This is a genomic window from Sphaerochaeta sp. PS (assembly GCF_032144095.1).
Lineage (GTDB): Bacteria > Spirochaetota > Spirochaetia > Sphaerochaetales > Sphaerochaetaceae > Sphaerochaeta.
In genome coordinates this window covers 34,186-49,425 of the sequence record NZ_JAVSNJ010000019.1, presented here as the reverse complement: position 1 = coordinate 49,425, position 15,240 = coordinate 34,186, and the positions used below count along the sequence as shown (strand labels likewise).

The window sequence follows — 15,240 nt, the reverse complement described above, 5'->3', positions numbered from 1 at the left end:
TCCAAGGTCTTTGGTTATGCATTATCTCCAAGGATCGTGGAGAAGAATGTCCCCAGGAAATTGTCCTGGAACTGATCGGAGGTGTAGAGGGCCTGAGAGAAATCCTGCTGGTTCTGTGAGCCACTGAGGTAGTTGTAGAACATCTTGATGTAGCTACCCATCCCTTCATCGGTGGACTCTTCGTCGACCTTGACCACAAGGTAGGAAGCGTTGCTCTTGATCGGGTCCATGACGGTTCCGGCTTCAACGGTATAGAGTTGTTTTCCCACTTCCTTGGCTGATGCTGCAGTTCCCAACAGACCGCTAGGATCTGAATAGCCGAAGTTGTTCATGTAGGTGCTTTGGGCAAGGTTGTAGGGGGTATTCGCAACGGTAACCACATTAAGGCCGGCCTCTTCTGCTGCAAGGGCAAAATCACCCTTGGCCTTTTGGGCAAAGTCGTTTGCTATGGTTGCCAGGTACTCATCCACTACAGCGTTGTCATTGTAGGCGAGATAGCCTTTGACTGAGGTAAGGAGAGCAGGGTCAGCATAGTCAGCCTCAACAGGGGTTGAGTCAACACGGTAGATGGACCATGCGCTAGGTCCTTCAAGAGGCCCAATGACATCCCCTGCCTTGGCGGTCAGCAGCTTGGTGGCATCCTCGGCATTCTTGAAGTTAGGGGTAAGGCCGAAATAGTAGACCGTACCGACCTTGCCTTCCTTGGAAGCATAGGAGTCTTTGCTGGAGGAGGTTGCCACCTCTTCAAACTTCTTCTCACCGCTTGCGATGGAGGCAGCAAGGGCCTTGGCCTCGTCCTCTTTCTCTACGCTGATGATGCTCAGGTCCATGCTATAGAACAACTGCTTGTTCTGGAGGGCATAGGCACTTGCCTTCTCATCTGGATAGAGGGATGCATTGATGTCGACATAGCTGAAGGTACGACCCTTTGACGCCATTGCAGCTACATAGTCAGCCTCAGCTGAAGATGAGAGAGCAGTGCTGACGTCGTCGAGGACGATCTGGTAGGGTACCGACCTGCGAACTGACTTCTCGACAGATGCCTTGCTTTCGGCAGAGGCCTTCTGGTAGAGCTCAACGTTGAACTTTCCGTCCTTGTTGTAGGCACCGCTATTGATGATGGCACGATTGACCACCGGGTCTGCAGCTATGATGCCCGCCTTGTTGGCAAGTTGGTTGACTGCCGTAAAGAGAACGGTGCTGTCATAGGCACTTTTCCAGATCTGGTAGAGAGCCTGGGTGGGGTTGTCTGTGCTTGTCTTTGTCTGACTGCCATAGTTCTGGACCTGGTCATAGAAGAAGTTTCCGTTGGTGTACTTGATCTCTTCCTTGCCATATTTGCCAAAGACGATGCCATTGACATTTTGGGGCCTGACAAGGGCTTCGATGGCAGGGGCCAAAACAAAGGAGACAGCGATGAGCAATAGGATGATCATACCGAAAACCCAACCCGGGGTTATCTTGCTTTTGGTCTTGGCTGCAAGGACTTTCTGTTCAATGCCGTCGCTGCCGCTTTTCTTGCTTTTCTTGAAGTCGAGTCCTTTTGACTCTTCTCCGTCTTTCTTTTCAATTGTTTTGTCGTCTGAAGACATCATAAACCTCTTTGTTGCCAAACATTTTCCGCTTTTGCGGACATTCTTATGAAAAATACCATTAAGGCTAGACACTGTCAATGAAATGATACGGAAAAGCAGAAGAGGGTGCAGATGCGGGTGTTTTGCCCAGAATAGGGGAAAATTCCTGAAAGTGGTCCAGAAAACCCGGGCAAAGGCGAGGAAGAAGAGATTTTGTCTCTTATTGACAATAAGGGGGGCAACGGCTATATTTTGTCTCGGCTCAAAAAGAAGACGGGTAGTAGCGCAGGGGCTAGCGCACCTGGTTCGGGACCAGGGGGTCGGAGGTTCGAATCCTCTCTGCCCGACAATGTAGAAAAGACTCTCCACCTCTGGATAACGGAAGTGGAGTTTTTTTTCGGTTCGTAGGAAAAGGGAACCCAGAAAAAATCTTGAAAGTGAGCTTTGAGAGGTCTCCTCCAGTCTCCAGGGTTTTGGATGGTGCATTACGGGAGAGGAGAGAACCATCCCTTTCTCCCTACGGTCATGGAGTGTAGTATTTCTTACGTTTCAGGCTTTGGTTCCGCCTTTGTCTTGATCCCAAAGATGAAGTAGAAGATGTGGGCGACCCACACGATGCCAAGGATGACCTGCCCTATGCGGATCTGGCTCATCATCACGAATCCTATCGACATGACCAGGGTAATGGTTATCATCACCCGTACCTTGCTTGCACGGCTCATGCCCTGCTTCGTTATGAAACCTTCAAGGTTCTCCTTGTAGAGCTTGGTGTCCCTGAACCAGGTGTCGAGCCTTTCCGAGCTTTTCCCAAAACAGATGAAGGCAAGCAGCAGAAAGGGGAATGAGGGTACCAGGGGCACTACAGCAGCAACCGCCCCCAACGCTACCCCGATCGAACCTACAACCAGATAGAATAGTTTCATGTGCTTCCTTTTCCTGTGGTATCGGCATAATAGTTGTCTAACACTAACAAATCCAATCCTATGAGGAATGTGCTTTCCTTGTCAAGGCGAAACGAATATCTTCAATTTGCCAATTCCTCTTGCCTTTGGTCATGAGCTAGCCGATAGTGATAGCAAAGAGAGGAGTACCCTATGTCCTTTACCCTGCCAACCTACCATGAGCCGGATTTTACCCAGGAACTATTCGAACAAAGCCCCGATGCATCCTTCCAGAAGGCTGACAAGGATGGGGTTGCCCCAAGAGGATTCCACAGTACCTCCATGTTTCCTGAGTATTTCAAGGTGAACGGATGTTGGGTCCTTGCCCAGGAGAGCAGGATGGACTGCCTGGTTGCCCTTGATGGGCATGATGAACTGCAGGTGGTTGAGGCCCGTCGCATCAAAAGAGGTGACAGGGTGGTGATGGGCAGGACCGAGCGTGGTGAAGAGGGTATCTATGTCCACGCCACCGGCTTCAGGACCGATGGCGAGAGCCTTGATGACAAGTTTGTCTTTAGGACCGGGCGTTCCCGGGAGACAGCCTTCTCTCGGGATTACGACAAACTCTATGAGCTGTTGCGCTATGAACGCGAGCATGGCAACATTGTCTTTGTCCTGGGGCCTGCCGTTGCCTTTGACAATGATTCGAGGCAGGCCATGCAGCTCCTGGTGGAAAACGGCTATGTCGATGGCATCCTTGCAGGGAACGCCCTCGCCACCCATGACCTGGAGGCAGGACTCTTCAAGACCGCCCTAGGGCAGAACATCTACACCCAGGAGAGCGTTCCCAACGGCCATTACAACCATCTGGATATTCTGAATATGGTACGGTCTTGTGGGTCCATCGAGGCCTTCATCGAACAGGAGCACATCAAGGATGGTATCGTCTATGCGATGCTCAAGCAGAGGAAGGCCCTGGTCCTGGGGGGATCCATCCGTGACGATGGACCGTTGCCGGAAGTCTATGCAAACGTATACCAGGCCCAGGATGCCATGCGGTCGGTCATCAGGAAGGCTACGACGGTAATTTGCCTGGCAACCCAGCTCCACTCCATCGCAAGCGGGAACATGACACCCTCCTTCAGGGTCATCGATGCAAAGGTGCGGCCGGTCTTCATCTACAGTGTTGATATCTCGGAGTTTGCCGTAAACAAGCTCAAGGACAGGGGAAGTCTCAGCGCCACAGGAATCGTGACCAATGTGCAGGACTTCATCGTCAACGTTGCAAAGGGCCTTGGCTGCAGGTAGGTCCCTCAGAAGGTCAGCAGCTCTTCTTCCATCATCCGCCCTGGGGTAAAGCCAAAGATGTGGGTAAAGTGGTAGGCAAGGTAGTGCTCCGTACCCTCAGGGATCATCTTCAACTCTTTTGAGTCGTCTACCTTGAGCTTCTCCCAGTCCCTTGACGATATGGCGGATGACAGCAGGATTTTTCCGTTCTCAGGCTTGAACGAGATGAATCCGAGGTCGAAGAGCTTGTCATAGGTGGGCGAGAGTATCAAAGAGTTCCTGGCATCGACCCGTTCCTGGTCCGAGGACTCCCTCCATGGCTTGATGTGGCTTGCTATGAGTATCTTGGGTTCCTGCACCTGGGTGACTGCACACTCGTAGTTCCAGAGCTTCAGGGCCTTTTCCCGATAGAGGCCTTGTGCTGTCCGTGCCAGAATCGATTGCCGTTTCTCTGTTTGGACAAGGGCATACGGCCCTTCATTGTCACTGGCCATGGTATTCCTGGAATAGGAGCCTAGGCTTGCAAGCCTCTCTTCATACTCATACAGATTCAGCTCAACCTGGGAGGGTGTTCCTGCTGCGTGTATCCGGTACCTGATGGGGATAGCCCTTCCGTAGTAGGTGTAGGGGGTCCTGGGTTGCTCACGGATGAAGACAAACACCTCATGGGTGGCTTCGCTCATGTACCGCTCTGCATGCTTGCCCCTCATCTGGCCCTCCCAATGGAGGACCGAGCCATCGAGACGATCCTTGTAGGGGGTGGCGTCGGAGCGCTTTTCCAAGGTGATGAAGATAATCAAAAGGTTTTCACCGGCTTTGGTAATGACCCCTCTGCGCAACATGCTCTCAGGGGCTACCGCTATGAGGTAGGCCAACTCTTCAGAGGTGTAGCGTCTTTCCAGGACCAGGGTGTTGATCAAGGCCTGGGTGTAGGGGGTAGGGCTGTTCATCACCTGTCCAGGATACGGCAACTCTCGCCTGCAGTCCAGATCCTTTCACCTTGCATTGTACTGGTTGTTCTACACCTTTTCCCTCTTCTGCACCTCTGCTCTTTCGTGTAAGCTATGGCCATCAATTTTGCATGTAGGAGCCTTCATGAACTATTCCCTGCTAGCCCTCGACCTCGACGGGACCCTGACAAACAGCCGCAAGGAAATCACCCCACGATCCCGGAGGGCCATTGAGGCAGCCTTGGGTCTGGGTGTCTCTATCATCCTTGCCAGTGGCCGGCCTGTGTTGGGCATTGCCCCCTTGGCCCATGATCTGGGCCTCTTCTCCAGGAATGCCTATATCCTGGCCTATAATGGGGCTCTTTTGCTGAGCTGCGAGACTGGCGAGGTGGTCTGGCAGCGCACCGTAGGGCTCGAGGCGATCGAGACCGTATTCTCCTATGCAAGGACCCACCGGCTTGCCGCCTTGGCCTATGATGAAGAGGGGGTCATTACGGAGATGCCCGACGACCCCTACATCCATAAGGAAGCGTACAACAACAGCATCCCCATCAGGAGGGTAGCTGACCTGTTTGCAGAGGTCTCCTTGCCCCAACCCAAGGTCATGATCGTTGGAGAGCCCTCCCTGCTTGGCCCTGCACGACAGGAACTGCAGGCACTTCTGGGCGATAGTGCCGATGCCTCCTTCAGCGAACCCTGCTTTATGGAAATAACGGCAAAGGGTGTGCAGAAGGCAAATTCTTTGGATGTACTGCTTTCAATCCTTGGGAAGCGGAGGGAGGCCCTGATGGTTGTTGGCGATGGGCTCAACGACGTTCCCATGTTCCAGATAGCGGGCCTTGCTGTCGCGATGGGAAATGCCTCTTTGGAAGTGAAGTCCCACGCCCATGTTGTCACGGCTTCCAATGAAGAGGACGGGGTTGCCTTGGCCATCGAAAAACACATCCTCGGACTCTGATACTCTTTGGTGTCAACAGATTGGTAATTCTTGGAACAGCCTTGATGGGTCGTCGCCCACTCTTGTCACAATTGCTGTAGAACTGCCTTTCAAATGCCAAATCCTGTGGTACAATACCAGTTACCTATCATGTGACCTATTAGTAAGGAGGAATACATGAAAAAAGTGTTAGTTTTTCTGATGGTGTTGCTTGTGGCAACAACGATGTTTGCACAAGGGTCAAAAGAGCCAGCTGCGGCCAAGGCGAGCGGGAAGCCGACCATTCGGTTGCTTACCGATGCTACTGGCATCGATGGCAAGTCCTTTAACGCAGCTGCCTGGAAGGGTATTGTTGCATTCTATGGCGATACGGTGGAGAAAGCTACCAATCGTGGAAAACTCTACGATGTGGTGACGGCTCAGACCCAGGATATGTATATCCCGAACCTCCGCCAGGCTGCCGATGAGGGGTATGACCTCATCATGGTTACCGGCTTTACCTGGGCAGATGCCCTCAGCGAAGTTGCACCTCAGTATCCTGACCAGCAGTTTGTCATAGTTGACGTCGACTGGGTAGGCCAGCCGAACGTTCAGGAGTTCATCTACTCTGAAGAAGAGGGTTCCTACCTGGTAGGACTGGTTGCTGCCCTTCAGGCCAAGGCCGACGGCATAGCCAATCCCAAGTTCGGATTCATCGGCGGAGTACCCGGAAGCACCATCACCAAGTTTGAGATGGGCTATGTGCAGGGAATCCTCTCTGTATTTCCCAATGCCTCCATCGTTGACTACTATGCGAATGACTGGGGCAAGCCTGAGTTGGCAAAGGCCCAGGCCAAGAACTGGTACGATTCCGGTGTCTACTGCATCTTCAGTGCCGCTGGTGGAACTGGCAACGGAACCATCGCACAGGCCAAGGAGTATAGGATGCAGGGCAAGAACATATGGGCAATTGGCGTAGATAGCGACCAGTTTGCCGATGGCCTCTATACCGATACCAAGAGTGCTGTCCTTACCTCGATGCTCAAGCGGGTTGAGAACTCTTCCCTGAAGGTCCTCAAGGAAGCTGAGGCAAAGAACTTCAAGGGTGGAGTGGTCCAGATGGGTATGGTGGACGACGGTGTCGGCTACTCCCAGGCCAACCCCGAGCTTGCCGCCTCTGTGGTAAAGCTGGTTGAGGCTGCCAAGGCAGATGTCATCGCTGGAAAGATCAAGCTCTACAAGACATACAAGGAAGCACTTGCTCATGGTGCTGCCCCTAAGGGTCTTGCCGCTCTTGATGACTGATCCTTTTCGTGTGGCCGGCAGTTTTCTGCCGGCTCTCTTCCTGGTCATTGTAGCCAGTGGCCAGAGAGAGAGCTTAGTTAGGAGCCGAAGGTGAGTGAGTATGCAATTGAAATGGTGGGCATCACCAAGACCTTTCCTGGGGTAATAGCCAACGACAAGGTAACCCTCCAGGTTCGGGAAAAGGAGATTCATGCCCTCCTTGGCGAGAATGGGGCAGGGAAATCGACCCTGATGTCCATCCTATTTGGCGCCTACAGTGCTGACAGCGGAACCATCTCCATCCATGGGAAACCAACGGAGATCAAGAACCCCAATATTGCTACGGAATTGGGCATCGGGATGGTACACCAGCATTTCAAGCTGGTGCAGAACTACACGGTAACGGAGAATATCGTCCTGGGAATGGAACCCACAAGGTTTGGTGGGCTGCTGGACCTGCACAAGGCCAGCATCAGGGTGGGGGAGATCAGCAAGCAGTATGGACTTTCTGTCGATCCCTCCTCCCTCATCGAGGATATCTCGGTAGGCCAACAACAGCGGGTGGAGATTCTCAAGACCCTCTACCGCAATGCAAGCATCATCATATTTGACGAGCCGACGGCCGTGTTGACTCCCCAGGAAATCGATGAACTGATGGATATCCTCCGTCTTTTGCGTTCCGAGGGAAAGACCATCATCCTCATCACCCACAAGCTTAAGGAGATCAAGGAGGTCGCCGACAGGTGTACCGTCCTCAGGCGGGGCAAGTATATCGGTACCGTTGATGTCGACTCGGTAAGCGAACAGGACCTTGCCGAGATGATGGTCGGGCGAGCTGTGAAGTTTGAGATCGACAAGCCGGAGATGGAGGCCAAGGGTGTCATGCTCTCCCTCAACGGGGTGAGCGTCAACAATGCATCAGGAATGGAGAAGGTCACTGACCTGACTCTGGATGTCTGTGCAGGGGAGATCGTGGGTATTGCCGGGGTCGATGGCAATGGGCAGAGTGAACTGCTCTCGGCCATCATCGGCCTCTCTTCAGTGAGCAATGGTTCCATCACCCTGGATGGGACGGACATCACTAACCTCTCGATCCGGGCCCGTATCGAACTGGGTCTGGGATATATCCCCGAGGACAGGCACAAGTTTGGCCTGGTAGGCCAGTTCTCCATCTACGAGAACTGTGCCCTGAAGAACTACTATCGAAGTCTCTACAGGAACCGGTATGGGCTTCTGGATTTTGCCAAGATGCATGACGATGCCGAGGCCCTGATCGAGCAGTTTGACATTCGCTCCGGTGAAGGTGCCCTTACCCCTGCGGCAAGCCTTTCAGGGGGCAACCAGCAGAAGGTCATCGTGGCGAGGGAGATCTCCCTCTCACCGAAGGTCCTGGTAGTGGCCCAGCCGACTCGTGGCCTTGATGTGGGTGCCATCGAGTACATACGCAAGCGTATCATCGACGAGAGGGGAAAGGGTAGGGCTATCCTGCTTGTCTCCTTTGAGCTTGATGAGATCATGAACCTCTGCGACCGTATCGCAACCATCAGCAAAGGAAGTATCGTGGCGGTGAACAGACAGAATGAGGTGACCGAGCGGGAGATAGGGATGATGATGGCCGGCTCGAAGAAAGAGGAGGCATTCCGATGATGCATGCAAAGCAAAAGCAGAGTCTGCTGCAATCTGACGGTGCCGTATCCGTATTGGTTGTCCTGTTGGGTTTCTTCTGTGGAACCATCCTCATTGCCCTTGTGGGGAAGAACCCCCTCAACATGTACAAGGCGATCCTGCAATCCCTTACCGGGTACAACGTGGACAACGGCAAGATGAATGTGCGCTACATCGGCGAGACACTCAACTATTCGGTGCCCTTCATCCTCTGTGGCCTCTCCATGGCCTTTGCAAACAGGGTCGGGCTGTTCAATATCGGAGGGGAAGGGCAGTACATCATGGGCCTTACCGTTGCCCAGGCTGTTGCCTTGCTGGGTCCTACCATCCCTCACCTCCACTGGATGATCGCCATCATAGCGGCTGTGGTCATCGGCTCCCTTTGGGGAGGCATCGTGGGCCTGCTCAAGGCAAAGTATGAGGTCTCCGAGGTTGTTTCCACCATCATGCTCAACTACATTGCCCTCTACCTTTCGAGGATCATCTGCCTGCAGTTGCCTGGGGCGACCACCTACAAGACGGCAAACTTCCCGGCGACCTCCCTTATCGGCAACAGTTTCTTCCAGAAGATTACCAACAACTCCCTGTTGAACAATGGCATTTTCATGATGCTCGCTGCGGTCATCCTCTACTGGTTCATCATGGAGAAGACCAGCCTTGGCTTTGGTATGCGTGCCACCGGTTTCAACAAAGAGGCCGCCCGGGCAAGCGGGATTCCTGTCGTCAAGAGCATTGCCCTCTCCATGGCCATCAGCGGAGCCTTTGCAGGCCTTGCCGGTGGAATCGTCGCCCTTGGGTCCTTCAAGTATGGAAGGGTGCTCTCGGGGATGGACAACTATGGCTTTGACGGCATCGCAGTAGCCCTGGTGGGTAACAGCACTGCCCTTGGCACCATGCTCGCTGGCTTGCTCTTCGGGATGCTCAAGAATGCCCAGGCCCTGATGCAGAGCAAGCAGATCCCCAAGGAGATCACCTTCATCATCCAGGGTCTTATCGTGATCTTCATCGCCCTACGTTCGGCTTTGAAGCTCTATCGTGAATATCTGGACAAACGAGCCTTGCAGAAGGAGGTGGGTGTACAATGAACATGATATTTGGAATGTTCCCCTCGATCCTCATGATAGTCGCCCCCATCCTGATCACCGCGATCGGGGGTATGATCTGCGAGAAATCAGGGGTCGTCAACATTGCCCTTGAGGGCCTTATGGCCATAGGGGCCTGTACCGCGGCTTCGGCCCATGTGCTGATGGAGAGCGCCGGGGTGCCACACACCCTTTCCCTATTCCTGGCACTGGTCTCCGGCTCATTGGCAGGAGGGACCTTCTCCCTCATCCATGCGGTGGCGGCCATCAACCTCAATGCAGACCAGACCATCAGCGGAACCGGTATCAACCTGCTCGCAAGCGGGGTGACGATATTCGCTTCCCAGATCCTGTTTTCTGCTGACCGCACCCGTGAGTTCAGGATGGGCATGCAGACCGACTTTTTGGGAATCTATCCTACTGCCTACATTGCCATAGCTGTGGTGATCCTCTCCTGGTTCCTCCTCTACAAGCTTCCTTTCGGCATGCACCTCCGCTCCTGTGGCGAGCACCCCAGTGCTGCTGAGAGTGTGGGCATAAACGTCAAGAGGATGCGGTATATTGCAGTCTTCTCCAGTGGGATCCTTGCTGGCCTCGCCGGTGGTTGTGTCGTGCTGACCCAAACCATCCAGTACACCTCCAATACCATCAATGGACGGGGCTTCATTGCCCTCGCTGCCGTCTCGTTCGGGCGGTGGAGACCCCTTGGGGTGATGGGGGCTGCATTCCTCTTCGGGACTGCCCAGGCCTTTGCCATCATAGCAAACAACATCCCCGCCTTGCGTGTCCTGCCCACTGAGGTGTTCAACATCCTGCCCTATGTGGTTACCCTGGTAGCCCTGGTGCTCTTCAGCGGCAAGAACTATGCCCCTAGGGCTGCGGGCAAGCCGTATGAGAAGGGGGCCTCCTGATGACACCCCACAACAAAGCAAGAAAAGGTGACATCGCCAACGTGGTCCTGGCTCCGGGAGATCCCCTACGGGCCCGTTTCGTTGCCGAGAAGTTCCTCTCTGATGCGCGCCTTGTCACCGATGTGCGCAATGTGTTGGGCTATACCGGCACCTATCGGGGAAAGGCCGTCACTGTGCTTGCAACCGGCATGGGAGGACCCTCGGTCGGGATCTACAGCTATGAGCTCTTTACCGAATATGATGTTGGGGCCATCATCCGTATCGGCACCTGTGGAGGCCTGCAGGATAGCCTGGCTGTAGGGGACCTGGTCCTTGCGATGACAGCCAGCACCGACTCTGCCTGGGCCCACCAATACAACCTGAAGGGGACCCTCAGCCCGTGCTGCGACCCTTCGCTGTTGCTCTGTGCACTTGAGAAGGTAAAGGCCCTTGGCTACCCATGCCAGGCAGGCATGGTCTTTTCCAGTGACCTCTTCTCCTCCTACAACGCTCTGGGTGCAGACAGCTGGCAAGCCTGGGCCCGTATGGGGGCCCTTGCCCAGGACATGGAGAGCTATGCCCTCTATGCAACAGCCGCCTGGTGCAGAAAACGAGCCCTCTCCATTTTGACCATGACCGACAGTTGTGTAACCGGTGAAGGGTTCTCTGACGAGATGCGTTGGACCGGGCTCTTTCCCATGATAGAGGTTGCCCTCGAAGTTGCCTTGGAGGTCCGATGAATTTTCTTCAGGCGATGCAGAGCCGGTTTGCCTGCAAGCGATACGCCCAAACCATGATAACCCATGAGGACCTAACCTCAATCCTGGAGTATGGCCGCCTTACCCCGACCTCGTTCGGTCTGGAGTTGTGGTCGTTTCATGTTGTGCAAGGCCAGGGTCTTCGCCAAGAGCTCTACCACGCCTGTTTTGACCAGGAGTCGGTGCTCACAGCCCCCCTTTCCATCGTCATCCTCTGCAGGCCTCCTGCCTTCCTCGACCCAGATGGGCCGGCGGTACACCAAAGGGGTGAGCGCTTCCCGGGCTCCCTCACTGACTTTGTCGAGGATTACCGGCCGTACCATGAGTTTCTGAAGGGTGAGGGAAGGCTGGAAAGCTGGTCCCGTAGCCAAGGCTATCTTGCTGTTGCCAACATGATGACAGGAGCCGCTGCCCTGGGGATCCAGAGCTGTGCCATCGAGGGGTTTGATGAGGCTAAGGTGCTGGGCCTGCTTGGGCTAGGCAAGGAAGATTGGCTTGTTTCGATGGTCATCCCCTTTGGGTACCCTGACGAACCTCCACGAACGAAGATTCGCCAGAGCCTGGATGACCTGGTGGTCTTCCACCCTTAGCGAAGGGAGAGAAGGGCCTGGTCGATCAGCGACCAAAAATGGGTGGTATCCCCCTTTTTGGCAACAAGGACACCTCCTGTCTCTGTTTCCTTCCCCTTGAGTGTCTTCCCATAGGTAGGGGCATCCTCAAGTTCGACTGAAACCTCATGCCGTTCGAAGAGGAAGGGTTTGGGGTCAATGAGATAGGCAATACAGAGGGGGTCGTGCATTGCAGGATGCCCTTTTCCCTTTCTCTGGTAGTTGGCCATGTAGCTGTCCATGCAGGAGCAGAAGAGCCTTGCACTCTCTCCTGTGAAGGTGTGGTAGCGTTCAAGCTGCTCTGGGGAGAGGGTGACCTTGGTGGTGCAGTCAAGGGGGAACATCACCAGGGGTGCACCACTGGTGAATACGATCTGTGCAGCCTCGGGGTCGGCATAGGTGTTGAACTCCGCTTCCTTGGTGACGTTTCCCCCGACGAAAGAGCCTCCCATCAGGACAATCTCCTTGACCCTTGAGATGATCCTGGGTTCCCTCTGCATGGCAACGGCTATGTCGGTCAGGGGTCCAACGGGTACCAGGGTTATCTCATGGGGGTTGGCCATGATGGTGTCGATGATGAACTGGATGCCGCTTCCTTCCTGGACCTGCTGGCGTCTCCTGGGTTGGAAGACCGGTCCGTCAAGCCCGCTTTCCCCATGGAAATCCCCGGCATCGACCTTGTCCCTGACCAGGGGCTGGGAGGAACCTCTATAGACCGGGGCTTCGATACCGACAACCTCGCAGACATTGAGGGTGTTCTCCAGTGTCCGTTCCAGTCCCACATTGCCTGATGTTGCCACCAACCCTTCGATATGGATCGATGGAGAGCCTGCTGCCAGGATGATGGCCACTGCATCGTCGAGGCCTGTGTCTACGTCAAGGATGATTCTCTGCATTTACATATTCCTCTGCTTGGGAAGCATGATGTTCAAGGCTACAGCAACAATGGTTGCTATGACTACGGGTGACTGACCGAAGATTACCTGGAACCACTGGGGAAAGGTCGAGATGGCAGCTGAGGAGTCGGCGATGCCGATGCCCAGGGCCGCTGAAAGACCGACGATGGAGGTGTTTCGGTAGTTCATCTCCTCCGAGACTACCAGCTTCATGCCTGTCATGGCAATGGATGCGAACACCGAGATGGTGGCCCCTCCCAGAACACACTGGGGGATGGTGGTCAGGATGGCTGAAAACTTGGGAACCAGGCCAGCAACCAGGAGTATCAGTGCGGCGAGGCCGAGGGTTATGCGGTTTATGACCTTGGTGGTGGTGACGATACCGACATTCTGGCTGTAGGTTGCAGTAGGAAGGCCTCCCATAAGGGCTCCCAGCAGGTTGGTGAACCCATAGCCTATGATACCGGCCTTGAGCTCTGTATCGGTGGGCTCCCTGTCCATCGATCCTACGGTGGTGGCGGTAAAGTCACCTATGGCCTGTATGGAGTTGATGGCAAAGAGGATTCCCAGGGCAAAACAGGCCGAGATCTCGAACCTGATGCCGAAATGCATAAGCTGGGGAGCCTGGAAAACACCGGCTGAGGAGATGGCAGAAAAGTCCACTATCCCAAGGAAGAGGGAGAGCATGTAGCCGACGATGATGCCGATGAGAATGGAGGCCAGCTTGAAGATGCCTTTGCCGAAATGGTTGAGGACCGTCACAACGGTGAGGGTGATGAGGGCAAGGATCCAGTTCTGGGCAGAGCCGAAGGTGGGGCTTCCTACGCCTCCGGCCATGTAGTTGATGGCGGTAGGGTAGAGTGAGAGCCCGATGGTAAATACCACTGTCCCTGTGATGAGGGGAGGGAAGAACCTGCGTAGCTGCCTGACAAATATTCCCACAAAGATGGCTACGAGGCCCCCTACCAGCTGGGCCCCAAAGATGGTTGCCAGGTCGTAGCCACGGGCAATGCCCTGCATGCTGGGTAGGTATGCAAAACTGACTCCCAGGATGACCGGTAGCCCCGACCCCAGGTATCTGTTGATGGGAAAGAGCTGCAGGAAGGTTGCAAGCGCAGCGATTACCAGAGCACCCTGAACCAATATGATGCTATCCTGGGCCGAGAGTGAGGCTACCCGGGACAGGATGAGGGCTGGGGTAACGCACCCGACGATCATGGCGACCACATGCTGGGTTGCCAGAGGCAGTGCGCGCCTGAAGGAGGGGACCCCTTCGAGGGTAAAGATGGTTGTTCTCTGTACTGGTTTCATGGACCTTTCCTTATCTGTGTCTATCGCCTAGATGGTAACACAGCTGTCTGGGTGGATAAAGAGCAATCGAAATAAATGGTCCAAGGAGGTTGAATACGACAACGATTGGGTTTCGATCTTGGAAGGGTTCCCAAATATGCTTGTGCAATGAAATTGATTCAACTAGCACAATTCTTATGTCCTATGTCTGGTAATGTGGCAATATCAAAAGAAAATTCACCTACAGTATAGAAGATATGTAGTATAGGCGCAGAGCAACAATAAGAGCGTTGTCATAAGTGGTGTAGGATATAAAATATTATAAATACATATATCAGAACAAATTAAAAATACTATTAATAATAATGATTTTTTTAATTAAAATAAAAGTAGAATCTATTGACATAAGTCTTACTAAGCTATATCCTACCAGTGTGCTTAGGAAAAGGCACAAAAAAAGAAATCTTGCACGGGAGCTTAGCTCCTAAAGGAAAACCCCATGAAAAAGACAATCATTGCAACCCTTCTGATCCTGCTCATCGCTTCGGCCAGCGTCTTTGCCGCAGTTAGCGACAACTTCACCGTCACCACCACTGTTGCTGAGCGAGGAGACATGAAGGTTACTACTGCCGCCATGGTTGGACATACTGCCGCTGCATACGGTGCATTAGCGGATTTTACCAACCTCGCCATCACCGCTAGTGGAGCACAGGGTACTGCTGGTGTCGTTGCATACATGACCACCCTTTCCAACAAGCGCACCGGCTATAAGGTAACGATGGCTGCAACTCCCATGATCAACGGTTCAGGTGCAACTGCCTCCTATATTGACTACACAGTTGTTTGTGGAACCCAAACTGCCGCTACCCATGGCGCTGCCGCTACCACCATAACTGGTACTGCTGTAGATACTGTCTCCGGCCTCACTGGCCTCACCGGCAAATCAATGCCCATATCGCTTACTGTGGATGGTACCACCTTTGATGCTGCAGTAGCTGGTTTGCACACCGGCACGGTAACCTTCACCTTCACAGCCCTATAAGAGAAGCCGCTGAAACCACAACACGCTTGTCTGTCCACAGGGACCTCCTACCAGGAGGTCTCTTGTACGTTACAGGCCAGCCCCTGTCGTTTTTCCCCAAGGAAAGAGCCAAATCTG

14 protein-coding genes and 1 tRNA gene are annotated in these 15,240 nt (G+C 53.9%); 10 read left to right on the top strand and 5 right to left on the bottom strand.

The features are described from left to right. Positions 1–14 precede the first annotated feature (14 nt). A complete protein-coding gene (locus ROJ03_RS12230) occupies positions 15–1,592 on the bottom strand; it encodes a peptidylprolyl isomerase (RefSeq protein WP_313727348.1) in 1,578 nt (525 codons plus the stop codon). Positions 1,593–1,848: 256 nt separating this feature from the next. Between ROJ03_RS12230 and ROJ03_RS12225 the strand changes: the two genes are divergently transcribed. Further along, positions 1,849–1,921, top strand: a tRNA-Pro gene (locus ROJ03_RS12225). 195 nt (positions 1,922–2,116) lie between these two features. Here ROJ03_RS12225 and ROJ03_RS12220 read toward each other — a convergent pair. After that, positions 2,117–2,497 carry a YbaN family protein gene (locus ROJ03_RS12220; RefSeq protein WP_313727347.1) on the bottom strand — a complete coding sequence of 127 codons (381 nt, stop codon included), beginning with the start codon at positions 2,495–2,497 and terminating at the stop codon, positions 2,117–2,119. Positions 2,498–2,668: 171 nt separating this feature from the next. On the opposite strand from ROJ03_RS12220, the gene ROJ03_RS12215 reads away from it, so the two are divergent. Beyond that, positions 2,669–3,763: a hypothetical protein gene (locus tag ROJ03_RS12215; protein WP_313727346.1), complete on the top strand. Its 1,095-nt coding sequence runs from the start codon at positions 2,669–2,671 to the stop codon at positions 3,761–3,763. A 5-nt stretch (positions 3,764–3,768) separates the two neighbouring features. On the opposite strand, the gene ROJ03_RS12210 is transcribed toward ROJ03_RS12215, so the two are convergent. Continuing rightward, on the bottom strand, positions 3,769–4,692 hold the full coding sequence (locus ROJ03_RS12210; protein ID WP_313727345.1) for an HNH endonuclease signature motif containing protein: 924 nt from the start codon (positions 4,690–4,692) through the stop codon (positions 3,769–3,771). 145 nt (positions 4,693–4,837) lie between these two features. Here ROJ03_RS12210 and ROJ03_RS12205 point away from each other — a divergent pair, with 145 nt between their 5' ends. The 7 genes from ROJ03_RS12205 to ROJ03_RS12175 all read left to right on the top strand — a co-directional run bounded on the left by ROJ03_RS12205 (position 4,838) and on the right by ROJ03_RS12175 (position 11,877). After that, positions 4,838–5,650, top strand: a complete 813-nt coding sequence (locus ROJ03_RS12205; protein ID WP_313727344.1) for a Cof-type HAD-IIB family hydrolase — start codon at positions 4,838–4,840, stop codon at positions 5,648–5,650. Positions 5,651–5,806: 156 nt separating this feature from the next. Then, positions 5,807–6,913, top strand: coding sequence for a BMP family ABC transporter substrate-binding protein (locus tag ROJ03_RS12200; protein WP_313727343.1), 1,107 nt, complete (start codon positions 5,807–5,809; stop codon positions 6,911–6,913). Between the two features lie 90 nt (positions 6,914–7,003). Next, entirely contained in the window at positions 7,004–8,539 is a 1,536-nt protein-coding gene (locus ROJ03_RS12195) for an ABC transporter ATP-binding protein (RefSeq protein WP_313727342.1), read from the top strand. After that, positions 8,536–9,642, top strand: coding sequence for an ABC transporter permease (locus ROJ03_RS12190; RefSeq protein WP_313727341.1), 1,107 nt, complete (start codon positions 8,536–8,538; stop codon positions 9,640–9,642). Before ROJ03_RS12195 ends, ROJ03_RS12190 begins: the two co-directional genes overlap by 4 nt. Beyond that, entirely contained in the window at positions 9,639–10,550 is a 912-nt protein-coding gene (locus ROJ03_RS12185; RefSeq protein ID WP_313727340.1) for an ABC transporter permease, read from the top strand. The genes ROJ03_RS12190 and ROJ03_RS12185 overlap by 4 nt, the downstream gene beginning before the upstream one ends. Next, a complete protein-coding gene (gene deoD / locus ROJ03_RS12180; RefSeq protein WP_313727339.1) occupies positions 10,550–11,269 on the top strand; it encodes a purine-nucleoside phosphorylase in 720 nt (239 codons plus the stop codon). Before ROJ03_RS12185 ends, deoD begins: the two co-directional genes overlap by 1 nt. Continuing rightward, positions 11,266–11,877, top strand: a complete 612-nt coding sequence (locus ROJ03_RS12175) for an NAD(P)H-dependent oxidoreductase (protein ID WP_313727338.1) — start codon at positions 11,266–11,268, stop codon at positions 11,875–11,877. Before deoD ends, ROJ03_RS12175 begins: the two co-directional genes overlap by 4 nt. On the opposite strand, the gene ROJ03_RS12170 is transcribed toward ROJ03_RS12175, so the two are convergent. Together ROJ03_RS12170 and ROJ03_RS12165 are read right to left on the bottom strand one after the other, a co-directional pair. Beyond that, positions 11,874–12,791 carry a nucleoside hydrolase gene (locus ROJ03_RS12170; RefSeq protein ID WP_313727337.1) on the bottom strand — a complete coding sequence of 306 codons (918 nt, stop codon included), beginning with the start codon at positions 12,789–12,791 and terminating at the stop codon, positions 11,874–11,876. The two genes, ROJ03_RS12175 and ROJ03_RS12170, sit on opposite strands and share 4 nt — an antisense overlap. Continuing rightward, positions 12,792–14,102, bottom strand: a complete 1,311-nt coding sequence (locus ROJ03_RS12165) for a nucleobase:cation symporter-2 family protein (RefSeq protein WP_313727336.1) — start codon at positions 14,100–14,102, stop codon at positions 12,792–12,794. It abuts the gene before it with no gap. A gap of 478 nt (positions 14,103–14,580) precedes the next feature. Between ROJ03_RS12165 and ROJ03_RS12160 the strand changes: the two genes are divergently transcribed. After that, on the top strand, positions 14,581–15,123 hold the full coding sequence (locus ROJ03_RS12160; RefSeq protein WP_313727335.1) for a hypothetical protein: 543 nt from the start codon (positions 14,581–14,583) through the stop codon (positions 15,121–15,123). Positions 15,124–15,240 lie beyond the last annotated feature (117 nt).